This is a genomic window from Actinoplanes oblitus, assembly GCF_030252345.1.
Taxonomy (GTDB): domain Bacteria; phylum Actinomycetota; class Actinomycetes; order Mycobacteriales; family Micromonosporaceae; genus Actinoplanes; species Actinoplanes oblitus.
This window is the reverse complement of sequence record NZ_CP126980.1, coordinates 4447576-4472284: the sequence shown is the minus strand read 5'-3', so window position 1 is coordinate 4472284 and position 24709 is coordinate 4447576. Positions and strand designations below refer to the sequence as shown.

Sequence of the window (24709 nt, the reverse complement as noted above, 5' to 3'; positions counted from 1 at the left end):
ACACCCCAGCGCCTCGCCGTCCAGGAACGAGGAGTGACGATGGCCACAACACCGGATCGCCGGGTCCGTCGTACCCGCGCCGCGCTGCGCGACGCGCTGTTGAGCCTGATGGCCGAGCGCGGATACGAGGCGGTCACCGTCCACGAGATCATCGACCGCGCCGACGTCGGCCGGTCCACGTTCTACAACCACTACACCGACAAGGACGAGCTGCTGCACGACACCCTCGGCGAATTGCAGTCGATCCTGGCCGCCCCCGCCAAGCCGGTCGGCGGCACCCAGCATGGCCTGCGGTTCAGCCTGCCCCTGCTGCGACACGTCGCGGGCCAGCGCCGGCTGGGCGGCGCGCTGTTCGGCCGGGGCAATCGGACGCCGGTGCTCGCCCGGATCCAAGACGTGCTCACCGAGGTGGTCCGCACCGAGTTGGCCGCGGCGCCCGGCCGCCCGCCCCGCATCCCGGACGAGGCGGTCGCCCACTACGTCGTCGGCGCCTACCTGTCCCTGCTCGACTGGTGGCTCACCAGCGCTCCGGAGCTGGCGGCCGAGGACGCCGACCGCATCTTCCAAACTCTCGTCATGCCCGGGCTGCGCGGGTCGAGTTCCGCCTGACCAGGAACTGAAGTCTCAGCTTGGTCAACACGCGAGACCTGCCGCTCAAGGCGCATGCGGATGTTTGAGCCTATTCGTAAGCGGTCAGCCAGTCGGACATCTGCTTCACCTCGCGCCAGATGAAACCTTCGTCGCGGAAGGCGTTCGCCAAGGTCGCAACGCCCTGACTGAACGCTATGACGTGCATGGCGAGCGCGTCGGCCTCCGATTCGTGGCCCAGTAGCGCGAACTGTTCGCGCAACCAGGTGCGGAACAGGGTGAACACGCTGTTGGCCTCAGCGAACGACGCATGGTTCAACTTCGCCAGCTCGGTGCTCAGGGTGCCTACCGGGCACCCGTACATCTGGACGTCAGCCCGATTGGTCAGCGGAATCTCGATGTACTTGCGGATCCGCCCGGCGGGCGTGGGCTCCTCGGCCTCCCAGCGCTCGAGCATCCGCCGCCTCTCGGCGAGACGGGCATCGATCACGGCCGCCAGGATGTCGTCCTTCGTCTTGAAGTGGTAGTAGAAGTTCCCTCTCGAGATCTGGACGGCCTCGGCGATCGCGGCGAACGACGTGTGCTCGTACCCCTGCCGATAGAACAACCGATCGGCCGCCTCGATGATCTGCTCTCGGGTCGCCCTGGCCCTGCCCATCACACATCCCCTCGTCAGGGCGCAAATCCTAACACCCCTTAGGTCACCCGTCCTACATGATCGGCCGGCAGGGAGCTTCGGCTTGACGTCTCTAGGTCAATCGTCCTAGCCTCTCGTCCTAGGGCACTCGTCCTAATAAGTGGAGACTAGCGGAGGTCACCGTGCACACCGGCCTTTTCGAGCCGTTCCCCCTGGGAGATCTGACCCTCGCCAACCGAATGGTCATGGCCCCGCTGACCCGCAATCGCGCCGACCATGACGGGGTCGTCACGCCGATGATGGTCACCCACTATCGGCAGCGTGCCGCCGCAGGCCTAATCATCAGCGAGTCCACTCCCGTCTCGGCCCAGGGCGTCGGCTACCCCAACACCCCCGGCATTCACACCGAGCCCCAGGCAGCCAGTTGGCTCCGCCTCACCGAGGCGGTCCACGCCGAATCAGGCCACGTCTTCGTCCAGCTGCAACACTGTGGGCGGATCTCGCACCCGAGCCTGCTGCCGGACGGCAGCACCCCCGTGGCGCCCTCGGCGCTACGGCCGTCGGGCCACACGTTCACCCCTTCGGGGCTTCAGGAATTCGTCACGCCACGCCAGCTCGAAGCCCACGAGGTACCGGAGGTCGTCGCCCAATTCGAGCATGCCGCCAAACGGGCGCTCGATGCCGGATTCGACGGCGTCGAAATCCATGCCGGCAACGGCTACCTCGTCGACCAGTTTCTGCGCGATGCGAGCAACATCCGCACCGACGCGTACGGAGGCAGTGCCCGCAACCGGATGCGCCTGCTCAACGAAATCCTCGACGCGACGTGCGCAGTGTGGCCGGCACACCGGGTGGGAGTGCGATTCACCCCCGAGAACAGCTTCAACTCGATGGCGGATTCCGACCCACAGGCACACTTCCGGTACTTCCTCGAACAACTCCGGACCCGCGACCTCGCCTATGTCCACATGCTCGAAGGTGACATGACGACGAAAACCAGCGGCCTCGACTACCGCAGTCTTCGCGCCGCCTTCACCGGCACCTACATCGCCAACAACGGCTATGACCTCGCCCGTGCCCAGACAGCGATCCGGGACGGTGCCGCCGACCTCGTCGCCTTCGGCGTCCCCTTCCTGGCCAACCCCGATCTGGTCCGCCGCTACCGCGACGGCCTGGCCCTCAACGCCGCCGACCCATCCACCTTCTACACAGGCGGTCCACTCGGATACATCGACTACCCGGCGTACGACGCCTGACCCTCTCTGAAACACGATCCCCGGCCCCGAAGTCGCCGGCGACGTCACGTGCGGCGAGGAGCCCGCGGACGCGATCTACCGCGTCAGCGGGCTCTGCCGACACGATCGCCTGCCTATGGCCCGGCTTCCGGCCAGGGCCTCGCGATACTCGCCGACACCCTCGGCGCACCTGCATCGTCACATCCGCCAAGACCCAACCCGCAAAGGAACCGCATGTTCATCGTGTTGCTCCGGTTCACTGACAACAAGGCCGCCGCCGGCGAGCACATGCCCGGCCACCAGCAGTGGATCAAGCTAGGTTTGGAAGATCAAGTATTTCTGCTCGTGGGCGGCATCCAGCCAGGACTCGGGGGCGCCGTGCTGGCACACAACGTGTCCCTACCGCAGTTGCAGCAGCGAGTCGACGCCGACCCGTTCGTCATCCACCGGGTCGTCGACGCCGAGATCCTGGAAATCACGCCGGGCACGGCCGACCCGCGGCTGGACTTCCTGATGCCGGCCAGATGACGTCTACGCTGAGACGATGACGGCCTTCGACCTCGTCGCGACGGGTCGCACCGGTGTGGACATCTACCCGCTCGACCACGGCGTCGGGCTGGCGGACGTGCGGACGTTCGAGAAGTTCCTCGGTGGCAGCGCCACCAACGTCGCCGTCGCCGCGGCCCGCTACGGCCGCCGCGTGGCCCTGGTGACCCGGACCGGCGACGACCCCTTCGGACGGTACGTGGCTCGCGAGGCCGAACGGCTCGGTGTCGACCCGCGGTTCATCGGCACGGTGACCGGGCCGCCGACGCCCGTCACCTTCTGCGAGGTCTTCCCGCCGGACGACTTCCCGCTCTACTTCTACCGCTACCCGATCGCCCCGGACCTGCTGATCGAACCCGCCGAGCTGCCGCTGAACGCCATCCGCGAGGCGCGCGTGTACTGGTCGACCGTCACCGGGCTGTCCCAGGAACCGTCGCGCGAGGCGCACCACGTCGCCTGGGCGGCCCGGGGCCGCCGGCCGCACACGGTGCTCGACCTCGACTACCGCCCGATGTTCTGGCCGGATCCGGCCCAGGCCGCCGAGCAGGTGGGGCGCGCACTGCATGGGGTGACCGTGGCGGTCGGCAACCGCGAGGAGTGCGCTGTCGCGGTCGGCGAGACGGATCCCGACCGCGCCGCGGACGCCCTCCTCGACCGTGGGCTGGAACTGGCCATCGTCAAGCGGGGACCGGAAGGCGTCCTGGCCAAGACCCGCGACGAACGGGTCGAGGTGCCACCGGTGCCCGTCCAGGTCGTCAACGGCCTGGGCGCTGGCGACGCGTTCGGTGGCGCCCTCGTGCACGGTCTGCTGTCCGGATGGGACCTGCGCCGGATCCTGCGGTTCGCGAACGCGGCCGGCGCGATCGTCGCGGGCCGCCTGGCCTGCTCGACCGCCATGCCCGACGAGGCCGAGGTGCAACTTCTGCTCGACACACACCCTCGGGTACGGCCGGGGCGCTGACGTCCCCGGCTACTCGTCGGCGGTGAGCTGCTGCTCCAGTCGGCTGAGCAGTGCCGTGCAGCGGCGGACCGCGTCGAGATCGTCGCCCAGGACGCCGCTGAGCTCCCGCGCCCAGCCGGCCCGCAGCACCCGCAAGTTGGCCGCGGCGAGCTCGGTCGGGTGCACCGCCACGCCGCGACCGGCGGCGGCGACGCGCGAGATCATCCCCTTGCCCTCCAGCGAACGCAGCGCCGTGCTGACGTTGGTGCGCTGCAGCCGGGTCCGCCGGGCGATCTCGCTCGGCGCCGCACCGGGGTACAGGTCGACGACGCGCATGACCTGCCGTTCCGTCTCGTTCAGCGGCACCACGTGCGGACTCTCCTCGGGAGTCCGGGCACGCACCAGCCGGCCGACGTTGAGGATCAGGTCGGCCAGGTCGGCCAGGGCGGCGTCGGCATCGTCACGGGGCATGGCCCCAGCCTAGTGGATTATGGCAGGATAATTATGTGCTCATAACTCAAACCGCGGCCCGGCCCGGACAGCGGGCGCGGCTGGCCCTGATCCTGGGCTCGCTGAGCGCGTTCGGCGCGCTGACCATCGACATGTACCTGCCGGCCATGCCGGGCATGGCGGACGAGCTGCACACCGGCGCGTTGCCGGTGCAGCTCACCCTGACGGTCTTCGTCGTCGGGCTGGCCGTCGGACAGGTGATCGTCGGCCCGCTCTCCGACGCCTGGGGCCGGCGCCGTCCGCTGCTGGCGGGCATGGCGCTGTATGTGGCCGGATCGCTGTGGTGCGCCCTGGCGCCCACCGTCGGCTGGTTGCTCGCCGGCCGGGTCCTGCAGTCGCTGGGCGCGGCGGCCGGCACCGTGCTGGCCCGGGCCGTGGTGCGGGACCTGTTCGAGGGCATCGCGATGACCCGGTTCTTCTCCAGCCTGATGGTGGTCAACGGGGTGGCCCCGATCGTGGCGCCGGTCATCGGCGGCCAGCTGCTGACGTTCACCACCTGGCGGGCCGTCTTCGTGGTGCTGGCCGCTGTCGGCGCGACCCTGCTGGTCGCTGTCGTCTTCACACTGCCCGAGTCGCTGCCGCCGCCGCGCCGGACTCCGGCCCACCCGCGCGGCACGCTGCGGACTTTCCGTACGCTCGGCGCCGATCAGCGGTACCTGCGCCACGTCGCCGCCGCGGCGCTGATGTTCGCGGCCGTCTTCGCGTACATCTCCGGGTCCTCGTTCGTCCTGCAGGACGCCTATGGACTCTCCGCACAGCAGTTCAGCGTGGTCTTCGGCCTCAACGGCCTGGGCATCGTCATGTTCGGCCAGGTCAACGGCCTGCTCGTCGGCCGTGTCGCCGACGAGCACCGGTTGCTGCGGATCAGCCTGACCGTCGCCGTCCTGGGTTCCGCCGGGGTGCTGGCCTGCGGCCTGTTCGGTCTCCCGCTGCCGCTGCTGCTGTGCTGCCTGTTCCCGCTGGTCTCGATGCTCGGCATCGTCCTGGCGAACGCCACCTCACTGGCGCTGGCCGGGCACGCGTCCGCCGCGGGGGCGGCCTCGTCGCTGCAGGGCCTGCTGCAGTTCCTGGTCGGCAGCCTGGCGGCCGCCGCGATGAGCCTGTCCGGGCATGTCACCACCACCGCCATGGGCGCCACCATGGTCGTCTGCGCCACGGCCGCGCTCGCCGTGCTCGTCGTCCGCCGCCCGCGGCCGGCCGCCCGCTGACCACGCGCCGGGTTCGGGGGCCCTCGGCCGGCCCCGAACCCGTCCCCCGCTCAGATTCAGGCGCGCACGTCGAGGGCATGCTGGGCGGTCCACGCCGCATCGGCGGGTCAGCACGGCAGCCGCGTACCGGGCGGTATCCCGACGGGGAGCGTTCAGGAATGTGCGACAGTGGGGCGATGAGCGCTACGTCGGCGGGTGTGGGGCGGCCGCGCGACCCCGAGGTGGATCGGCGGATCAACCAGGCGGCTCTGGACGTGTTCGGGGACGCCGGCTGGGCCGGGTTCGCGATGGAGACCGTGGCCCGCCGGGCCGGGATCGGCAAGGCGACCCTCTACCTGCGCTGGAACAGCAAGGAAGAGCTGCTCACCGACGCGGTCTGCGGCGGGCTGGCCCGGATCAGCGACGTGGACACCGGGACGCTGCACGGGGACCTGGTGCGGCTGGCGACTCAGATGATCGAGCTCTACACCGGACCGGCCAGCCGGGCGGCGCTGCGGCTGAACCTGGAGGCGCCGAGCATTCCGGGCGTTGCCGAGCACTACGCGCAGCTGCGCACGTCGCAGATCGCGGCGGCCCGGGCGATCGTCCGGCGCGGGATCGGCCGGGGCGAGCTGCCGGCCGGCACGTCGGTCACGTTGCTGCTGGACACCCTGCTGGGCGGGGCGATGATGCACGCGCTGACCACGCCGCCGGAGCGGCGGGCGGCGCTGGCCGCCGGGGCGGCCGGACATGCCCGGGAGCTGGTGGGCTTTCTGCTGCACGCGGTGGTCGCGCCGGACCGGGCCGGCCGGGAGAGCGCCGCCCCGGGCGTACCGTAAAGCGGTTTCGCCTCAGGGGACGACGGTGACGGGCCAGTGGCCGCAGCGGACCAGGCGCTGGGCGACCGAGCCGGCGATCCGGTGCAGCAGGCCCTCCGAGCGGCCGACGATCACCGCGTCCGCCCAGAGCTCCCTGGCCGCCTGGCACAGCTCGGTGAACGGGTCGCCCTGGCGCACCACGATCTCCATGTCGACGCCCAGCCGGGTCCGCTCCCGCTGCAGCGTGTCACGGAACTCGGTGACCACCTGGTCCTGCGAGGCGACCACCGAGCTGGCCGCCGCGCCGGAGGCGTCGGCTAGCGACACGATGCCGCTGGGCAGCGGGCGGACATAGATGCCGATCAGCCGGGCACTCTCGCGCCGGGCAAGGCCGACGGCATAGGCGGCGGCCCGTCGGGACGACTCGGAACCGTCGATGCCGACGACGAACACTCGCTGCTTCACAGCAGCCTCCTCCGACATCAGCGCCGCATACTGAACGCTTACCGTTCATTTAGGTCGACTGTAATGCGGCGGGAACCCATCGGCAAACTCTTCCTTTTGGCCGATGTCGCCGACTTGAGTGATCACTACGGTCGCTGATCATGGATGCCCTCAAGCCCTGGCACGTGCTGCTCCTGCTGTCCGGCGCCGGCGTGGCCCTCACGCTCGGTGTGATCGCCACGTTGCTGATCGTGAACGCGCGGCGGCGCTGAGGCGCGCTGATGATCGAGACTCGCGAGTTGACCAAGACCTACCGGCGGGTGACCGCGATCCGGGACGTCACGTTCACCGCCACGCCGGGCCGGGTCACCGGGCTGGTCGGGCTCAACGGCTCCGGCAAGAGCACCACGCTGCGGATCCTGCTCGGGCTCAGCCGCGCCACCCGCGGCGCCGCACTGATCAACGGCCGGCGATACCGCGACCTCAAGCACCCGCTGCGGCAGGTCGGCGCGGTGCTGGAGCAGGGGCTGGCCCACCCCGGCCAGACCGGGTACACCCACCTGGTCACCCAGGCGCTGCTCAGCGGCGCCTCCCGCCGGCGGGTCAAGGAGCTGCTCGACTTCGTCGGGCTGGACGCGGCCGCGGCCAAGCGCACCGGCAACTACTCGCTCGGCATGCGGCAGCGGCTCGCGGTGGCGACCGCGCTGCTCGGCGAGCCCGACGTGCTCATCCTCGACGAGGCCGCCAACGGCCTGGACCCGTCCGGCATGGCCTGGCTGCGCGAGCTGCTGCGCCGGCACGCCGCGCACGGCGGCACCGTGCTGATCTCCAGTCACCTGCTGAGCGAGCTGGAACTGGTGGCCGACGACGTGGTCGTCATCGGGCAGGGCCGGGTCCTGCACGACGGACCACTCGCCGGGCTGATCGGCGGGACGCGCCTGCGGGTGCGCGGGGGCGATCCGGCGCTGCTGTGGCAGGCGTTCGAACGGCACGGCGCCCAGGTCACCGCGGACGGCAACGTGCTGTTCGTCTCGGGACTCACCGCGGAGGACGCCGGCGACCTGGCCCTGCACCTGCGGGTACCGCTCTACGAGCTGGTCGCCGAGACGCCCCATCTGGAGGACGTCTTCCTGAACCTGGCGGAGGCCTCATGATCGCCGTGCTGCGCAGCGAGCTGTACCGCGCTCTCACCGTGCCGTCGTCGATCATCGCGCTGGCCGGGTTCGGGTTCGTCGCGGCCCTGACCGGCTGGTTCGACGAGGACTTCTGGGCCCTGCTGGCCGGGCTCGGCACGTTCAGCACCGCGGTGATGACCACCGCGCAGCACTATCAGCACCGCACCGCCTTGCTGGTGTTCCTCGGCCGGCCGCAGCGGGTCGGGGTGCTGGCCGTGCAGTGCATGGTGGCGGTGCTCATGGGTGTCGTGCTGGTGGCGGTCAGCGGGATCACGGTGGTCTTCAGCGGGGAGGCGGCGCAGTACGTCAGGACGCTGACCGCGACCCCACTGATGGCGATCTTCGGGGTAGCCAACGCGACGATCATCAGGAAGCCGCTCTGGCTGCTGGTGGGATACCTCGGGTGGCTGATCTTCGCGGAAGGGCTGATCGGCAGGCTGGAGGAGCCGTTGCCGTTCAGCAGCTTCCTGATGGCCTCGGCCGGCGACACGCGTGGACTGTTGGCGCTGGCGGCGTGGACGGTGGCGGCGCTGCCGGTGGCGGCCTGGTCGATCCGCCGCGACCTGACGGGCGACTGACCGGCTGTCGCCCCGGGACGAACGCTGGGTTATCCGGGGTCCCGGTAGCTGTGAGCACGGCGGCGCTACAGAAAAGTGGTTGCCTGGCGAACTCGGGTCACTGATCCTGGCCCGATGGACCTCACAGCGGCGGCGCAGGCCTGGCGGACCGACGGTTTCGTGATCCTCCCAGGCTTCTTGCCCGCGGAGGAGTTGACATCAGCGCTGGGGGAACTGGACCTGTTGTTCCCCTCGGCTGACGGGTTCCATGACGGCACCGATCCGCGTCACGAGCGTTTCATTGGCGACGAGTTCGCTGGGATCGACACCTTCCCGTTCGCCAGCGCGGAGATCAGCCTGGCGGCCGTGAACCATCGCATCCTGGCGCTGGCTGAGGCGCTGCTGGGGGACGACGATCTTCACCTGTACGGGGCGGAGGCCTGGGCCAAGTACACCGGCGCTTGCGACTACGACCAGGCCCTGCACCGTGACTATCTCAACCACACCGTGTTGGTGCCCAGTACCACGCCGGGTTGCCAGCAGGTCGAGATGTTCGTCTTCCTCAACGACGTTCCCGAGGAGCTCGGGCCGCCGCATCTGGTCTCCCGTAAGCACACCGCGCACCTGCCCGCCGTTCCCAACTGGTTGCTGCCGCCGGGACAGGAAGGTACCGATCGGTTCGTGGCCGAGGCCGATCCACAGCTCTACGAAGCGGAGGTCTCCGGTGCGGGGCCGGCGGGAACCGTCATCGCCTTCGAGCCAGGGACCTATCACCGCGGTACGCAGCTGAGCGCACCTAGGGGGCGCAGTACAGCATGCATCTGTGCTTCCGGCCGGCCGGCCTGCAGTGGGGACAGCGGGTCGGTTGGGCGGCGAAGAGCTTCACGAGCGAGTGGGTCGAGTTCGTCAGCCGCGCCACCCCGCGGCAACTGCAGGTCCTCGGTTTCCCCCGGCCCGGACACCCTTACTGGACGCCTGAGACCTTGGCAGGCATGGCATTGCGCTATCCGAGGCGCGACCTTTCGCCCTGGCGACCGGCGAGTCAGGAAGCGAAGCGCTGACATGGGCACCCGGGGCCCGGGCGGCTTAGGTTCTCACGGTCGTCGCAACACCTGACCCGTTCAGGAGCTGCCGTGCCCGAGCCCCGTCGTCCACGTAAGCCACCAGGTGCCGGTTCGGAGCAAGCGAACAAAGATCTGCCGGACCCTGCCGTCGCAGCATCCTGACCGGCCGGAGCTGCGGCTCACGCCCGCAACGATCTACCAGGCGTTGTATCGGCCCGATCGCGGCGGGCTAATTCGCAGTCGCTTGCCGCTGCTGCGCACGGGTCGCACTTATCGCAAGCGTCGTCGCAGCCGCGAGCAGCGGACACCGCGGTTCACCGACCGCTCGAAGAGAATTCACGACCGGCCCGCCACCGCCGACGACCGCGCCTTGCCCGGTCATCGGCACCCTGGTCGAGCGCACCACCCGCGACGTCCTCCTCGTCCACCTGCCACAGGGCCGCAACGCCGCACATTTCTGCGACCGGCTCATCACCACGTTCTCGACCCTTCCAGCAGGACTGCCACAGTCGCTCGCCTGGGACCGGGGCGTCGAGATGGGCCGGCATGCCGAGTTCACCGCAGCCACCAGCACACCGGTCGACTTCTGCGACCCAGCCAGCCCCTGGCAACGCGGCTCCAACGAGAACACCAACGGCCCGCTCCGCCAGTACACCCTTCCACTGACGACGAACGGCAAGGTCGACCGGCAGGCTCTGGCGAAAGAGGCAGCCGGGACGAGGTGAGCCTCGCTGAGCGCCCGGACCTTCAAGTCCGGGCCGAGCGCTCAGCGAGGCGATCGCGGCGCCGGTCCAACGCCCTGGCGCAGATCATGCCGCGCACACCGTCTCCGCGGCGGCCCGCCTCCGTACCGTGCCTTGGACGCATCCAACCTCGCCTTGCCCCGCACCCTGCCGGTCGGGACGCCGAGCCGCCAGGCCCGCTCGGGACCGAGGCCGCCCGACGTCCCGGCACCACGGTCAGTGGCAGCGCATCCAGGAAAAGTGGTAGATCGTCTCGATGCTGCCGTCGGTGGAGTCCATCGTCAGGTAGCTGACGTCGGTCGAGGTTCCCTTGGTGACCCGCAGCTCGGTGTTGATGTTGAGGTTGCGCTGCTCGCCGCAGGGGCGGAAGACCTGCGACGCGATCGGGACCTCGTCCGTGGCGATCCAGTTGTCGTCCAGGGGCGCGGCGATCGGGTGGTTGGCGTAACTGCCCATCGACATGCCCTGGAAGTAGTAGTTCGCCCGCTGCTGGGCGGTCGCGCCGCGCTGCAGGAATCCGTATCCCCGGTAGTCCACCTTGGCGATCGCGAAGGTGTACCCGGACGGCGCGTTGACCAGCACGTTGAGCTGGCAGTTCTTACGGTTCTCGGTGACCGGGACGCTGGGGCCGGCCTGCGCCAGGTAGGCACTGTAGATCGCGGTGAACGCGGAGTGGTCCGGCGAGATCGCGACGTCGGCGGTCCCCGGCGCGCAGCCGGAGCCCGCCATGGCGACCAGGTGGATGGAGATCTCGTCGGTGGGCGGCGGGTCGGTGAGAATGAGTCCCGCGGACGCTGGCGATGCCATGAGCAGCGAGGACGTGAGGACCGCGAGCGCAACGCCGGCACGAGTTAACAAATCTTTCATTCTCTTATCCCTTCGGGGTCGAGGCGGGCCGGAGTCAAGCTATTGATTCACTTCAATGTAAGTCAATAGCCGCCGCCGAGGTCGGCGAGGTTCTTGAAGCCCATCGAGAAAGAGGTCGCCGAGGCACGAACCCGAACATAAGCCGCTTAAGCGCCGACTTATTGCCAGGTATGCCCGCTTTTGACCGCACTCCCGACCCATCGGCGGCTACCCGCTCCGTACGCTCCACAGTTCGATGTAGATCAATATGAAATTGATGCTTGTGTATGACTTATCAGCGCCACTACGGTTGTCGCGGATGTGACGGCAGCCGTTCTGGAATGACTCAAGAGTCAATGCGGTCGTCCCTGATAAAACCATGCCCGGAAGGATTTCTATGAAAAACAGCAATCGCGTCTTGGCGGCCGCGCTGGCCACGGCCCTCGCGCTCCCGCTCGGCACCCCCGCACACGCCGCCACCGGAGCCGCCGCGGCCAGGATCACCGTCGAGGTGATCGCCGCCAGCGGATCGGGCTGCGCCCCGGGCACCGCCTCGGTCTACAGCAACGGCGACGACACCGGGTTCCGGGTCAGATATCACGACTTCGTCGCCGCGGCGGGCGGGGACGCCGACGTCGTCGACCGTCGCAAGAACTGCCAGCTCGGCGTCCTGGTGACCATCCCGGACGGCTGGACCGTCGCCATCGCCTCGGCCAACTACCGTGGCCGGGCGAACCTGAAGTCCGGAGCGAGCGCCCTGCAGCGCACCAGCTACTACTGGCAGGGGTCCTCGGCGACCGAGCGCAAGGACGTGACGTTCAGCGGGCCCTGGTCCGGCCTCTGGACGACCTGGGACGTGGCCCCCGTGCTGACCTACACCGCGTGCGGCTCCCAGAGCGTTCTCAACGTCAATACCGAGTTGCGGGTCAACGCCGGCTCCTCCACCAGCACCAGCACGATGTCGATGAACACCACCGAGGGCGATGTCGACACCCTCTTCAACTTCAGCCTGTCCTCCTGCTGACCTCGATGAGCGGGCCCTCCCCGTGACGGAGGGCCCGCTGAGCCGACCGCACCTCGCCGGTCCGCCCCAGGCGGACGAAGCAGCAGGCGACCAGCCGGGCCGCTGTCAGCGCCCGGCGGCGGGCCGATCACCGACAGTTCGCCGTACGCCGCCAGCGTCGCGGCCAGGCCGGCGCCCGGCTGCGCGCCGTGGCGACGGCGAAAACGCGGGGCTGGTCTCCACCGTCATCCGGACACTCTCCGCCGGGCCGAGCGAACCCACCAGCGCGGGAATCGGCGGCAGAAAGAGCGGGGCACCGGTGAAACTGAGGTGGGCACTACCGGGCACACCGAGCCGATCGCTGGTCGCCCGGCCGCCGTCGAACAGCTTGGACACCCGCGCGACGAAGTCGGCGTCCGCCCGGTCCCGGACCTCGTGGGTCAGCGCGAGAGCGGGCTGGCGCCGGGGGCCCTGGCCGGTGTTGACGCCGCCGTCCAGGTTGATGGTCGCGGCGAACCGCGGATCCTGCTGAGCGGCGCGCATGGCCGGCCGACACTGTCGGCCGGCACTCCCTGTAGCTGCCATTGACCCGACGCAGCGGGCTGCTCCGCCGCGGCGCCGGTAGGGCTGACGGTTGAACGACAAGCCTAGGCGCTCTTAACCGTCAGAAGTCGTCGCTGCCGTTGAGTAGGGCCAGGAGGGCTGGTGCCGGGTCTAGCGCGGCGGACACATTAGCGACAACGAACACCATCGTGAGCAGCGCAGCCACCACCGCGACGGCGCCGAACCAACCCAGGACCCGTTTCGTCCGGCGGTCCGCCCTCGCTGCCCGGGCGAAGCGCCTCCACAGGACGACCGCCAGGCCGGCGAAGGCGACCATCGTGCCGGCGTCGATCAGGGCCAGCACTGTGTGATACCGGGCGAACTCGCCCACCATGTCGCGCAGCGCGGGTGGCGTGTAACCACCCGCTAGGTGTGATCCGGCGAGCTGAGCCTTGGCCTGTTCCAGGACACCGGCCAGAGCCGGATCGGGTGCAGCGCCGTCGACCAGGAACGGGAACAACGCGGGGAACGGCACCACCGTGGTGTTGATGTTGACGTCCAACACGAACAACGTGAACAACGTCGCCATCGGAAGGGCGACGCCGGCCGACACCAGGACGGCCGTGCGTCCCGCGCCGCGCCGGTCGGTGCGCAGGAACGCACGCCACAGCATGACGGTCAGCGCGACGAGCACGATCAGCATCAGCGCGGAGATCCCGATCTTGATCAAGTGCCACCGGAACCAGTAGTCGACCAGTCGCTGCACCGCCGGCGGCCGGGTCAGGTCCCGCGATCGCCAGTAGTCGACCAGCGCCGCGCGAAACGCCGCCTCCATCCCACCCGGTTCGCCCAGCGCGCGGTCCCCGGACAGCCGCGGCGGGCCGAGGACGAACGCGATGACGAGCGTCGGCACCATCACGATGAGCGCGGCCAACGCGGCGGGCCGGGCGGGAGTTCGCGGCGGGGACGCCACAGAGGTCATGACCTGCTCCTAATGCCGAACGGACGCGGTCACGCTATGCGGGACCGGCCGACGAGAACCAGGTGCCTGGCACGACTCTTGAGGTGTGGCCAGGCATACCCGTCATCGCCGTCCCGCAACGCTCGTGTCAGAGCCTTCTGCTGGAGCTACATGTCCGATCACCGCGCCGAGCAGGACAGATCTGGTGAGCAGGCGGGGCCGGTCCGGGTCGAGGCCACGCGACTCGGCCAGGGCGATCGCGAACCGCTGGGCGAGGATCAGCTGCGCCAGCGGGTCCCGGTCGTCGCGGTGGACGATCGCTCCCGCGGCCCGGGCCGTCTCGTCGAGCGACGCCGGCACGTCGCCGAGCGACCAGACCAGACTCCGCTCCCCCGCCACCGCCACCGGCCCGTGCCGGAAGTCCATCGCGGGATAGGACTCGGCGTGCGCCTGCGCCGCCTCGCGCACCTTCAGCGCGGCCTCGTGCGCCAGGCCCACTGTCCAGCCGGTGCCGAGAAACACCAGGTGGTCGACGGCCTCCGGGTCCGCGGGGAGGCTTGCGGCCAGAGCCGCCGCACCGTCCGCGATCACCCCGTCAAGATTGTTTCCGTACGCCCGGCGCACCAGTGCCAGCACCGACGTGGGGAAGCGGGTCTGCACCACGCTCCGCTCGTCGGCGAAGTCGAGCAGCAGCCGCGCGTCGGTGAGGTCGTCGACGGGTTCGCCGTCGACGGCGGTCACCGCCACTCGCCGCACCCCGGCCGGCGCGCGGCGCAGCGCGTCCAGGACCTCGGTCGAGGTGCCGGAACGGGTGATCGCGACGATCCGGTCGTAGTGGCGGCGCGGCACGTACTCGGAGGCGCAGACCGCGTCGGTCTCGCCCAGACCGGCGCTCTCCCGCAGCTCGGCGATGCTCTGTGCGACGAACCAGGAGGTGCCGCAGCCGAGCAGGAGCATCCGCTCGCCGGGTGCCGCCAGCTCCCGGTGGGCGCCGGCGGTGAGCGGCTCGGTCTTCCGCCAGGTCGCGGGCTGGCTGAAGACCTCGTGGAGCGTGCTGTTCATGTCCGAGGATTATGCTCGTTCGTGCGCGTTTCACAAGATCCGAGCACCAAACGAGCATTCTCAAGTGCGCGCCGGGCGCTATATTGGCCGCGTATTCGATCACCAGGTGGGGGAGACACTCATGTCGCTGCGTCGCGCCGACCGGGTCTCGGCCATTCTCGAACGGCTGTCCGGGGCCGGCTCGATCGACGCCGGGCAGCTGGCCGAGGAGTTCGGCGTCTCCCCCGCCACCATCCGCCGTGACCTGCAGAACCTCGAGGATCAGCGGCTGTTGTCCCGCACCCACGGCGGAGCCGTGGCCGTCGACGTCGCCTACGAGCTGCCGGTGCGCTACCGGATCGGCCAGCACCGCGAGGAGAAGGCACTGATCGCCAAGGCCACCGCGGACCTGCTGCCCAGGGGCCCGCTCACCCTCGGGCTGACCGGCGGCACCACGACGCACCTGCTGGCCCGGCTGCTCGCCGAACGGGTCGACCTGACCGTGGTGACCAACGCGCTGAACATCGCCGCCGAGCTGGCCCTGCGCCCGCGGCTGAAACTGGTGATGACCGGCGGGGTGTCCCGGACCCAGTCCTACGAGCTGGTCGGCCCGATCGCCGACCACGCGTTGCAGGGGCTGAACATGGCGGTCGCCGTCGTCGGTGTGGACGGGATCAGCGCCCGCGGCGGCCTGACCACGCACGACGAGATCGAGGCGAACACCAACGCCACCATGATCCGTCGCGCCGACCGGGTGATAGTGGTCGCCGACGGTTCCAAGGTCGGCAAGGTGTGCCTGGCCGGCATCTGCCCGATCACCGGGGTGGCGACGCTGGTCACCGACGCGAGCGCCGACCCGGCCGCCCTCGACGCGATCCGCCGGACCGGCACCGAGGTGGTCGTCGCGGGCGCCTGAGCCCGGCGTCCGGCCGCCCGTCGAGGCAGCGGCCCACCGCCAAACGGCAAACTCAAAATGTTCATATGCGCATCCTGAACAGCCAAACGTGCATGATCGCTATTGACAGGTGAGCGTTCGGTCAGCTGGAATCGGGGCGCCCGTCGGGCCGCAGAGGTGTCGCGCTACCGCGAGCCCGTGCCGGGGCATCTCCTCCGCACGGGAGCCCGCATGATCGTCACCGTCACCCTCAATCCAGCGCTCGACCTCACCTACCCGATCACCCACCTCGTCCCGCACCGCACGCATCGCGTGTCCGCGGTTTCCGAGCGCGCGGGCGGCAAGGGCCTCAACGTCGCCCGCGTGCTGCACGCGCTCGGCGAACCGGTGCTCGCCACCGGCCTGCTCGGCGGCCCGACCGGCGCCTTCGTCGCGCGGCTGCTCGACGCGGAGGGCGTACCGTCGTCCTTCGTGCCGGTCGCCGGCGAGACCCGGCGCACGGTCGCGGTCGTCGACGCCGCGGACGCCACCGGGTTCTGGGAGCCGGGCCCGGTGGTCACGACCGCGGAGTGGTCCCGGTTCGTCGATCATTTCGGCCGCCTGATCAGGGGCGCGCCGGTGGTCGCGCTCTGCGGTTCCCTCCCGCGAGGCGTGCCGATCGACGGGTACGCCCATTTGACGCACCTGGCAGCCGAAGCCGGTGTTCCCGTCCTGCTCGACACGAGCGGCCCCGCCCTGGCGCACGGCCTGACCGCCGGCCCCACGGTGACCAAACCGAACGCCGCCGAGCTGGCCGACCTGCTGTCCGCCGTCGCCGGCGCGGCGCCGGCCGACCCACCGTCCGGCGTCCCCCACGCGGAGCCGGCCGACCCATCCACCGGCACCACCAGCGCCGCCGAGCCGAGCGTCCCACGATCCGGCCTCACCAGCGCGGCAGTGCGCGGCCTGACCAGCGGCGCCGTCGTGGTCACCGACGGGGTGGCCGGGTTGCGGGCGATCACCCCGGACGCCGAGTTCCACTGTGTCCCGCCGCGGCCCGTCACCGGCAATCCCACCGGGGCGGGCGACGCGTGCGCGGCCGCGCTGGCCCGCGGCATGCGCGACGGCACCGCCTGGCCCGCGCTGCTCGCCGACGCCGTCGCGCTCGGTGCCGCCGCCGTGGCCAGCCCGGTCGCCGGAGCCTTCGACCACACCGTCTACCAGGACTTTCGCGAACTTGGAGGAATACCGTGCTGACCCCGACCGGCGAGCTTGTCGCGGCGGTGCGAGCCCGCGGCGGGGCGGCCTGCGCCTTCAACGTGATCACCGTCGAGCACGCCGAGGCGATCGTCAGCGGGGCCGAGGCCGCCGGCTGCCCGGTGATCCTGCAGATCAGCGAGAACGCGGTGCGCTTCCACCACGGTCGGCTCGCCCCGATCGCGGCCGCCGCCCGTGCCGTCGCGGCGACAGCCGGCGTGCCGGTGGCCCTGCACCTCGATCACGTCGTCTCCGCCGAGTTGCTCGACCAGGCCGCCCCGAACGGGTTCGGCTCGGTGATGGTCGACGCGTCGCACCTGCCGTACCGGGAAAATGTCGCAGCGACAGCGAGCGCCGCGGCGGCCTGTCACGCGGCGGGCCTGTGGGTGGAGAGCGAGCTGGGCGAGGTCGGCGGCAAGGACGGCGCGCACGCGCCGGGCGTCCGGACGGATCCGGCGGAGGCCGCCGCCTACGTGGCCGCCACCGGCGTCGACGCGCTCGCGGTGGCGGTCGGCTCGTCGCACGCGATGCTGGACCGCACGGCGCGGCTCGACCAGGACCTGATCGTGCGGCTGCGGCAGGCGGTCCCGGTGCCGCTGGTGCTGCACGGCTCGTCGGGCGTGCCGGACGACGAGCTGACCGCCGCGGTGCGCGGCGGAATGGTGAAGATCAATATCGGTACGGCGCTGAACACCGCCTTCACCGGCGCGGTCCGAGCCACGCTCGACGAACGGCCGGAACTCGTCGACCCTCGGCGCTACCTGACGCCGGCCCGGACCGCGATGGCCGGCACGGTCGCCGCGGTGCTGCGCCTGCTCACTCCGGGACAGGTGGCCTCGGCGCGCGGGGCGTGAACCCAGCACGAAGTGATACGCGCCCGCGCCCGCGAAAAGCCTGGTCACGGCCTGGCGCGTGGACCGCCCGGCCGTCTCACCAAGCGCCGGCTGACAGCTGGTCCGCAACTTCGGAGAACGAGCGGGGAACCAATCAGCGGCTTGTCGCGACTATCGGTGCGACGCTCCACCGCGATTCCTGGCGCGTCGACTGCAACCCCCTGGATGCCGGCGCACCCGTTGCGCGCCGCCGACACCTCGACGAGGACAGCCGATGGCCGTTACCCCCGACCTCACCACCCAGGAGCAGGCCGCGACACCGGCCAGATCACCCAGACAGCCCTCCGCCTTCGGCGGGCTGCTGCTGCGCCTGCACTTCTACGCCGGGATCCTGGTCGCCCCGTTCTTGCTGGTCGCGGCGACCACCGGCATCCTGTTCGCGTTCACCCCGCAGATCGAGAAGGCCGTCTACAGCACCGAGCTGACCGTCGACACCCCGGGCAGCCCGGCCCTGCCGATGGCCGACCAGGTCGCCGCCGCCCGAGCCGCGCACCCCGCGGGTGATCTGGTCACCGTCCGCCCGGGCGAGGGCAGCGCCACCACCCAGGTCGACTTCAGCGACCCGTCCCTGGACGCGGACCACCAGCACACGGTGTACGTGAACCCGTACACCGGCAAGGTCACCGGCCAGTTGACCACCTGGTGGGCCGCCACCCCGCTCAACGAGTGGCTGGACAACCTGCACGCCAACCTGCACCTGGGCGAGACCGGCGCGCTGTACTCGGAACTGGCCGCCAGCTGGCTGTGGGTGCTCGCGCTGGGCGGCGTGATCCTGTGGTGGCGCCGCCAGCGTGACCGCAACCGGCGCATGTTCGTCCCGGACTTGGCCGCGAAGAAGGGTGTGCGCCGCACCCGCGGCTGGCACGCCGCCACCGGCCTGTGGATCACCATCGGTCTGCTGTTTCTGTCCGCGACCGGCCTGACCTGGTCCGGCCACGCCGGCGAGAACTTCAACGACTTGATCGACTCGCTCGACGCCAGCCGCCCCGCGGTCTCGACCGACCTGGTCGGGGCCGCGGCTCCGGCCACCGCTGGTGGGCACCACGGCGGTACGACCACGGGCGGCTCCAGTACAGCGGCCGTCGACCCGGCCGCGATCACCACGGTCCTGCGGAGCGCTCGCGACGCCGGGATCACCGGCGCCGTCTCGATCACCGTCCCGGCCGATGCGGCCACCGCCTGGAGCGTCACCGGCAACGACAGCCTCTGGCCGGTCGGCCGCGACAGCGTCGCCGTCGACTCCACCGGCACCATCGTTCAACGGATCGACTTCGCCGACTGGCCGCTGCTGGCCAAGCTCACCCAGTGGGGCATCTACGCGCACATGGGCCAGCTGTTCGGCCTGCCCAACCAGATCGTGCTCGCCGCGCTGGCGCTGGGCCTGATCTGCGTGATCATCTGGGGTTACCGGATGTGGTGGCAGCGCCGCCCGACCCGGGCCGGCCGCCGGGCACTGGTCGGCGTCGCGCCGGCCGGTGGCAACTGGACCGGCCTACCGAACTCGGCGATCGCGGTCGGACTGCCGGTGCTCTTCGCCGTCGGCTGGTTCCTGCCGTTGTTCGGCGTCCCGCTGCTGGCCTTCCTGGCGCTGGACCTGGTCCTCACCGGCCTGCGTGGGCGCCGCCGCCCGAACATTCCGGTCAGCCCGGCCCCGGCCAGGCAGTAGCCGCCCGTCGCCGGGCGCGGGCAGCCGGGTCAGGTCCGGCTAAACCGCGGGACTGGATCAGGGCGCCGCGAACAGCTCATCCCACTGCGCGTCCGTCAGCGCCCGCGGAGCCACATCGCCGACCCGCAGCCGCAGCCGAGCTCGGCGGAACACCGCCCGCGCCGGTCGGGCTGCGATGCCCAGCGCCCGGCGCCTCTGCCGAGAACTCGGCACCGGATTCGAGCAGGGCCGTGAACGGCTCAGGCCACGGCACCTCTTCGAGATCGTCGTGGCGAGCGATCCGGAACGGGCCCTGCCGGATCGCAGCCGAGGACGACGCGGGACCGGGCGACGGAACGCTACCGGGGGTCGGCGACACGGCCGGCGGTGGCGGTGCTGCGGATGCCGGCGACGACCAGCTGGAGGCCGTACGCGAAATGGTCCTCGTGGTGCGGGGCCGGGATGTGGGCGAGCGCGGCGAACAGGTGGGGATGCCGCTGCGGGTCGACGGCCTCGGCGAGCCGGGCGGCGCCCTCGGCCCCGCCGTCGGGCAGGGCGGCGGCGAGCTGCTCCTCGATGGTGTGCCCGACGACGTAGTAGGTGAGCGTGTCGGCGGCCCAGGACGCGTCCCGGGCGGTCAGGCCGCCCTGGCACAGGGTCGCGATCATGGCTTCGCCGTAGGCGAGGGCGTTCGGCAGTGGGAAGAAGGCGGCGGAGAACAGCCGGGCGCCGTCGCGGCGGGACAGCAGCGCCCGGCGCAGGCGATGCGCCAGCCGGGCGATCCGCTCGTCCCAGGGCTCCGGCTCGCCGAGGTCGGCCTCGCCGGTGTGCCGCGCGTCCGCCACGCCGGTGAGCAACGTGTCGGCCACGCCGGTGAGCAGCGTGTCGGCCATCGCCTCCAGCAGGGCCTGCTTGCTGCGGAAATGCCAGTAGGTGGCGCCGTTCTGCACGCCCAGGGCGGTGCTCAGCCGGCGCATCGTCAGCTGGTCGAGGCCTGCCTCGTCGAGCAGGTCGAGCGCCGCGCTGAGCACCTGGTCGCGGTTGAGCCGCATCTCTGCCACCTCACGAACGGTTTGACGATCTCCACCAGTATGCCGCAGACTTCAACACTGTTGAACTTCAACACCGTTGAAGGAGGTTCGCGATGCGCGTGGTGCGTTTCGCCGCCGGCCGTCCGGCAGAGGTCGTGCGGGCACCGGAGCCGATGCCCGGTCCCGGGCAGATCCTGGTTCGCACCGAGGCCGTCGGGGTCGGCATCGGACTGGTCCGGATGCTGGCGTCCGCCGCCGAGGGTGGCGAGCCGGTCCGGCCGGGCGGCGAGATCGTCGGGACGGTGACGGCGCTGGGCGCCGGCGTGACCGGGTTCCAGGTCGGCGACCGGGTCGGCGGCGTGGTGTTCCAGGACGCCTTCGCCGACCTGGTCGTCGCCGATCCCCGGCTGGTCGCCCAGGTACCGGCCGGTGTGGACGCCGCAGCGGCGCTCGTCCTGGTCCGCGGCGGCCTGCTGGCGCTCGGCGCCCTGCGCGCCGGCGACTTCCGGCCCGGTCAGTCCGTGCTGGTCACCGCGGCGGCCAGCGGCACCGGTCACGTCGCTGTGCAGCTGGCCAGGGCGCTCGGCGCGTCCCGGGTGGCCGGCGCGGTCGGCTCGGCGGAGAAGGCCGGCTTCGTCCGGGAGTGCGGTGCCGACGAGGTGGTGACCTACGCCCAGCCGGCGTGGGGTGACCCGGTGGACGTGGTGCTCGACGGGGTCGGCGGCGAGCTGGTGCAGCGTGGCGTGGACACGCTCGCCCCGTACGGCCGGCTGGTCGCCTTCAGCGCGGGCGGTGGCAGCGTCGACGCCGGCAGCCTGCTCGGCGGTTCCCGGGCGGTGATCGGGTTCACCGTCGGACAGCTCCACCGGACGCGACCGGAGCTGGTCGAGCGGCACCGCGCCGAGCTGTGGGAACTGCTCGCCGCCGGCCGGCTGCGCCCTCGGCACACCGGTTTGCCGCTCGACCAGATCACGACGGCGGTCGACCTGGTCACGACGCGAGCCAACCTGGGACGCGTCGTCCTGCACACCACCTGAGCGCAGCCGCGGTCAGCTGACGCCGCGATCCGCGCGACGCATGTCGCCGCCCGCCGGCACCCCGGCGCCCAGGCCGTAGCGCAGCAGCACCGCGCCCTTGGCCGAGGTGACCGGCGGCTCGAGCAGTTCCAGGTTGGTGGGCACCGTACCGCCGTCGAACACCTTCTTGCCCACGCCGAGCGTGATCGGGAAGATCCACAGGTTGAGCCGGTCGAAGAGGCGCTCACGCAGCAGGGTCTGCACCAGGTCCAGGCTTCCGATCACGTGGACGTGCTCGTGCTTGGCCCGGATCTCCCGGACGCCGGCGGCCAGGTCCGGGCCCAGCCGGGTCGAGCCGGCCCAGTCCAGGCTCGGGTTGCCGCGCGAGGCGACGTACTTCGGGATGCTGTTGAACAGGGTCGCGATCCCGCCGTCGACGCCGTCCTGCTGATGCGGCCAGAAGCCGGCGAAGATGTCGTAGGTCCGCCGGCCCAGCAGCAGGGCGTCCAGGCCCGCCATCCCGGCTCCGACGTGCTCGCCCACCGTCTCGTCGAACAGTGGTGCCTGCCATCCGCCGTACGGAAAGCCGTCCGGGTCTTCCTCGGGGCTGCCCGGCGCCTGGCCGATCAGGTCCAGCGTCGCGAACAGGTCGATATGGATCATGCCCATCGGGGTCCTCCTCCACTAGTCACCGTCGCCAGTAGGACCGGTCCGGGCCGGGAAACTCATCGCTCGCCGCCGAAACACGGGGCACCCGTCGCCTATCTGTTGCGGAGCTGGCCTCCGGCCGAGGCGAGGGCGTCGGCCTGGCGCTGCAGGAGCCAGGGGGTGAGCCGGTCCGGGGCCTGCGGGCGGCTGAGGTGGTAGCCCTGGACCAGGTCGCAGTCCCACCCGCGGAGGCGGTCGAGGACCACCTCGTTCTCCACGCCCTCGGCGATCAGACGCATGTTGAGGTTGTGCGCCAGCTCGACGGTGCTCTTCACGATGGCGGCGCTGCGCGGATCGGTGTCGCAGTGCGCGACGAACGCCCGGTCGAGTTTCAGGTCGTCGACGGGCAGCGCGTGCAGGTAGGCCAGGCTGGAGTAGCCGGTGCCGTAGTCGTCGACGGCGAGCCGGATGCCCAGGGCGCGCAGCCGGGCGAGGGTCTCGGTGGCCCGGGCGGCGTCGCGCATCAGGACTTCCTCGGTGACCTCCAGGTGCAGCGCGCAGGGCGGTACGCCGTGCCGGGCCAGCAGCGCCGCGACGTGCTCGGGCAGGCCGGGGTCGTGCAGGTTGGAGGTGGAGAGGTTCACCGCGACGGTCAGGTCCAGGCCGGCGGCCCGCCAGGCGCGGCACTGCTCGACGGCGAGGTCGAGGACCTGGGTGGTGATCCGCCCCATCAGGCCGGCGTGTTCGGCCAGGGACAGGAAGCCGTCGGGATAGACCAGCCCGCGCGTGGGATGGTTCCACCGCACCAGGGCCTCGACGCCGGACACCAGGCCGGTGGCCAGGTCCAGCTGCGGCTGGTAGTGCAGGACGAGTTCACCCTGGTCGAGGCCGGTGCGCAGCTCTTCCAGCGTGGTGAGCCGCCGCCGGCCGTTGTCCTCGTCGTCGGCGCCGCCGCTGGCCAGGCCGAGACCGCTGTGGTCGCTCTTGGCCGTGTACATCGCGTTGTCGGCGTGCCGCAGCAGGGTGCTGCGGTCGGTGCCGTGGTCGGGGAAGACGGCCAGGCCGATGCTCGCGTCGACGTGCAGGGTGACGCGTTCCAGGTCGAACGGGTGCCGCAACGCGGTGAGCAGCCCGGTCACCACCTCCACCGCACGGTCCACCCCGGCACCGGGCAGCAGCAGGCCGAACTCGTCGCCGCCGAGGCGGGTCAGCAGGCCGGCGTTGCCGAACGCCTCGGCCAGCCGGTTGGCGACCAGCTGCAGCAACCGGTCACCCAGGTGATGGCCGAAGCTGTCGTTGATCTCCTTGAAGCGGTCCAGGTCGACGATCGCCACGGCCATCGGCTCGGCCGGGTCACGGCGGCGCAGGTCACGGTCCAGGGTCTCCTGGAACAGCCGGCGGTTGGGCAGCCCGGTCAGGTCGTCGGTGCGGGCCTGCCGGCGGGCGTCCGCGAGCCCCTCCACCGCGCGAACGGTGAGCAGCATCCGGACGATCGTCGCGGTGATCGCGGCGGCGGCGAGCAGGCTGCTGGCCCGGGGCAGCACGTGGTCGCGCCAGCTGCCGTACAGCAGCAGGCCCATCGCCGCGCAGGCCAGTACCGCCGGTAGCGCCACGCCGACCACCGCCCGGCCGGGCGGGCGGGCGGTCGCCGGCCTCGGCATCGTCCAGGCGGCCGCGACGATGACGGCCAGGGCTACCGACCACAGGACCTCCGGCCAGCCACCCGGGATGTACGAGCCGTGCGTCGTCTCGAACATGTGGATGCCGTTGGCCGTGGTGTTCAGCCCCATCCCGGCCAGCAGCAGCAACCACACCGGTTCGGTACGCCAGCCGCTGATCGCCCACACGCCCAGGAGCAGGCCGGCCAGCACGATGTCGGCGATCGGATAGGCCAGGCTCACCGCGGCCGGCAGCGCCGAGCCACCGAAGGTGAAGCCGGACAGGAACATCACCGACGCCAGCGCGGCCGCGCACGCCGCGGCGATCAGCCCGTCCAGCGAGGTCGCCGCGCTGATCCGGGAACGCCGGGCGCGCAGCAGCCGCAGCAGCGCGGCATAGGCGAACGGGTAGTAGGCCAGCCACATCGCGTCGGCGGCCGACGGGTACGGCTGGGGATCCAGCACCGCCACGAACGCCACCCAGTAGACGGTGCCGGCGGCGTAGCAGGTCAGGCCACCGGCCATCAGCAACCAGGCGCCCCGGTCGCGGCGCACCCGGACGCCCCGGGCCGCGACCAGCAGGGCGGCCAGCAGGTAGATCGCGTCCTGCAGGGCGTCGTTGACGGTGGCGTGGCGATCCATCCAGGCACGCGCCACCGGCATGATCGCCACGAGCTGGGCGATCAGCAACAATCCGCCCAGGACGAACCCGGCGCGGAGCCAGATCGGTCCGCGCGCCGGCGCCACCCTCACCGATGCCACACTCGCACAATCGGACGAAGCCGCGCATCCCTGAGCCATTCGGCCCGCCCGGTCGACACCTCTGGCGGGCCCGAGTGGCCGACGACG

25 protein-coding genes and 1 pseudogene are annotated in these 24709 nt (G+C 71.0%); 16 read left to right on the top strand and 10 right to left on the bottom strand.

Features of this window, described 5'->3' with window-relative positions:
- Positions 1–39 precede the first annotated feature (39 nt).
- Positions 40–609, top strand: a complete 570-nt coding sequence (locus Actob_RS20080; RefSeq protein WP_284921835.1) for a TetR/AcrR family transcriptional regulator — start codon at positions 40–42, stop codon at positions 607–609.
- A gap of 70 nt (positions 610–679) precedes the next feature.
- Here the strand turns inward: Actob_RS20080 and Actob_RS20075 are convergent, their stop codons facing one another.
- Positions 680–1246, bottom strand: coding sequence for a TetR/AcrR family transcriptional regulator (locus Actob_RS20075; RefSeq protein WP_284921834.1), 567 nt, complete (start codon positions 1244–1246; stop codon positions 680–682).
- A gap of 161 nt (positions 1247–1407) precedes the next feature.
- Here Actob_RS20075 and Actob_RS20070 point away from each other — a divergent pair, with 161 nt between their 5' ends.
- The 3 genes from Actob_RS20070 (at position 1408) to iolC (ending at position 3967) form a co-directional block, all read left to right on the top strand.
- A complete protein-coding gene (locus tag Actob_RS20070; RefSeq protein ID WP_284921833.1) occupies positions 1408–2481 on the top strand; it encodes an alkene reductase in 1074 nt (357 codons plus the stop codon).
- A 213-nt stretch (positions 2482–2694) separates the two neighbouring features.
- The gene (locus tag Actob_RS20065) at positions 2695–2988 is read left to right on the top strand and encodes a YciI family protein (RefSeq protein WP_284921832.1); all 294 of its coding nucleotides are present in this window, start codon (positions 2695–2697) and stop codon (positions 2986–2988) included.
- Positions 2989–3004: 16 nt separating this feature from the next.
- Complete coding sequence (gene iolC, locus Actob_RS20060; RefSeq protein WP_284921831.1) at positions 3005–3967, top strand: 5-dehydro-2-deoxygluconokinase; 963 nt, start codon at positions 3005–3007, stop codon at positions 3965–3967.
- Between the two features lie 9 nt (positions 3968–3976).
- On the opposite strand, the gene Actob_RS20055 is transcribed toward iolC, so the two are convergent.
- A complete protein-coding gene (locus Actob_RS20055) occupies positions 3977–4417 on the bottom strand; it encodes a MarR family transcriptional regulator (protein ID WP_284921830.1) in 441 nt (146 codons plus the stop codon).
- A gap of 35 nt (positions 4418–4452) precedes the next feature.
- Between Actob_RS20055 and Actob_RS20050 the strand changes: the two genes are divergently transcribed.
- Positions 4453–5664: a multidrug effflux MFS transporter gene (locus Actob_RS20050; protein ID WP_284921829.1), complete on the top strand. Its 1212-nt coding sequence runs from the start codon at positions 4453–4455 to the stop codon at positions 5662–5664.
- 176 nt (positions 5665–5840) lie between these two features.
- Entirely contained in the window at positions 5841–6482 is a 642-nt protein-coding gene (locus tag Actob_RS20045; protein WP_284921828.1) for a TetR/AcrR family transcriptional regulator, read from the top strand.
- A 12-nt stretch (positions 6483–6494) separates the two neighbouring features.
- On the opposite strand, the gene Actob_RS20040 is transcribed toward Actob_RS20045, so the two are convergent.
- Positions 6495–6926 (bottom strand): universal stress protein, encoded by a 432-nt coding sequence (locus Actob_RS20040; protein ID WP_284921827.1) that lies wholly within the window; start codon positions 6924–6926, stop codon positions 6495–6497.
- A gap of 260 nt (positions 6927–7186) precedes the next feature.
- Here Actob_RS20040 and Actob_RS20035 point away from each other — a divergent pair, with 260 nt between their 5' ends.
- The 4 genes and pseudogenes from Actob_RS20035 to Actob_RS20020 form a co-directional block, all read left to right on the top strand.
- Entirely contained in the window at positions 7187–8059 is an 873-nt protein-coding gene (locus Actob_RS20035) for an ATP-binding cassette domain-containing protein (RefSeq protein WP_284921826.1), read from the top strand.
- Positions 8056–8658 carry a hypothetical protein gene (locus Actob_RS20030; RefSeq protein WP_284921825.1) on the top strand — a complete coding sequence of 201 codons (603 nt, stop codon included), beginning with the start codon at positions 8056–8058 and terminating at the stop codon, positions 8656–8658. Before Actob_RS20035 ends, Actob_RS20030 begins: the two co-directional genes overlap by 4 nt.
- A 114-nt stretch (positions 8659–8772) precedes the next feature.
- Positions 8773–9753 carry a phytanoyl-CoA dioxygenase family protein gene (locus Actob_RS20025; protein ID WP_284921824.1) on the top strand — a complete coding sequence of 327 codons (981 nt, stop codon included), beginning with the start codon at positions 8773–8775 and terminating at the stop codon, positions 9751–9753.
- A gap of 75 nt (positions 9754–9828) precedes the next feature.
- Positions 9829–10354, top strand: a pseudogene (locus Actob_RS20020) (IS30 family transposase); the annotation flags it as partial.
- Positions 10355–10660: 306 nt separating this feature from the next.
- Here the strand turns inward: Actob_RS20020 and Actob_RS20015 are convergent.
- Entirely contained in the window at positions 10661–11251 is a 591-nt protein-coding gene (locus Actob_RS20015) for a DUF4360 domain-containing protein (RefSeq protein ID WP_284921823.1), read from the bottom strand.
- A gap of 436 nt (positions 11252–11687) precedes the next feature.
- On the opposite strand from Actob_RS20015, the gene Actob_RS20010 reads away from it, so the two are divergent.
- Positions 11688–12314: a DUF4360 domain-containing protein gene (locus Actob_RS20010; RefSeq protein ID WP_284921822.1), complete on the top strand. Its 627-nt coding sequence runs from the start codon at positions 11688–11690 to the stop codon at positions 12312–12314.
- Positions 12315–12419: 105 nt separating this feature from the next.
- Here Actob_RS20010 and Actob_RS20005 read toward each other — a convergent pair whose 3' ends face one another.
- From Actob_RS20005 to Actob_RS19995, 3 genes are all read right to left on the bottom strand, one after another.
- A complete protein-coding gene (locus Actob_RS20005) occupies positions 12420–12836 on the bottom strand; it encodes a hypothetical protein (protein ID WP_284921821.1) in 417 nt (138 codons plus the stop codon).
- A gap of 121 nt (positions 12837–12957) precedes the next feature.
- Positions 12958–13818, bottom strand: coding sequence for a hypothetical protein (locus tag Actob_RS20000; protein ID WP_284921820.1), 861 nt, complete (start codon positions 13816–13818; stop codon positions 12958–12960).
- Positions 13819–13920: 102 nt separating this feature from the next.
- Positions 13921–14859, bottom strand: a complete 939-nt coding sequence (locus Actob_RS19995) for an SIS domain-containing protein (protein WP_284921819.1) — start codon at positions 14857–14859, stop codon at positions 13921–13923.
- A 121-nt stretch (positions 14860–14980) separates the two neighbouring features.
- On the opposite strand from Actob_RS19995, the gene Actob_RS19990 reads away from it, so the two are divergent.
- The 4 genes from Actob_RS19990 (at position 14981) to Actob_RS19975 (ending at position 19528) form a co-directional block, all read left to right on the top strand.
- On the top strand, positions 14981–15754 hold the full coding sequence (locus Actob_RS19990) for a DeoR/GlpR family DNA-binding transcription regulator (RefSeq protein ID WP_284921818.1): 774 nt from the start codon (positions 14981–14983) through the stop codon (positions 15752–15754).
- 210 nt (positions 15755–15964) lie between these two features.
- Positions 15965–16969, top strand: coding sequence for a 1-phosphofructokinase family hexose kinase (locus tag Actob_RS19985; protein ID WP_284921817.1), 1005 nt, complete (start codon positions 15965–15967; stop codon positions 16967–16969).
- Positions 16963–17823, top strand: coding sequence for a class II fructose-bisphosphate aldolase (locus Actob_RS19980; protein WP_284921816.1), 861 nt, complete (start codon positions 16963–16965; stop codon positions 17821–17823). The genes Actob_RS19985 and Actob_RS19980 overlap by 7 nt, the downstream gene beginning before the upstream one ends.
- Before the next feature lie 253 nt (positions 17824–18076).
- On the top strand, positions 18077–19528 hold the full coding sequence (locus tag Actob_RS19975) for a PepSY-associated TM helix domain-containing protein (protein WP_284921815.1): 1452 nt from the start codon (positions 18077–18079) through the stop codon (positions 19526–19528).
- 338 nt (positions 19529–19866) lie between these two features.
- On the opposite strand, the gene Actob_RS19970 is transcribed toward Actob_RS19975, so the two are convergent.
- Positions 19867–20559: a TetR/AcrR family transcriptional regulator gene (locus Actob_RS19970; protein ID WP_284921814.1), complete on the bottom strand. Its 693-nt coding sequence runs from the start codon at positions 20557–20559 to the stop codon at positions 19867–19869.
- Between the two features lie 92 nt (positions 20560–20651).
- On the opposite strand from Actob_RS19970, the gene Actob_RS19965 reads away from it, so the two are divergent.
- A complete protein-coding gene (locus Actob_RS19965; RefSeq protein WP_284921813.1) occupies positions 20652–21575 on the top strand; it encodes a quinone oxidoreductase family protein in 924 nt (307 codons plus the stop codon).
- A 12-nt stretch (positions 21576–21587) separates the two neighbouring features.
- Here Actob_RS19965 and Actob_RS19960 read toward each other — a convergent pair whose 3' ends face one another.
- Both Actob_RS19960 and Actob_RS19955 read right to left on the bottom strand, forming a co-directional pair.
- Positions 21588–22223, bottom strand: coding sequence for a dihydrofolate reductase family protein (locus tag Actob_RS19960; RefSeq protein ID WP_284921812.1), 636 nt, complete (start codon positions 22221–22223; stop codon positions 21588–21590).
- 92 nt (positions 22224–22315) lie between these two features.
- Positions 22316–24622, bottom strand: coding sequence for a putative bifunctional diguanylate cyclase/phosphodiesterase (locus tag Actob_RS19955; RefSeq protein ID WP_284921811.1), 2307 nt, complete (start codon positions 24620–24622; stop codon positions 22316–22318).
- Positions 24623–24709 lie beyond the last annotated feature (87 nt).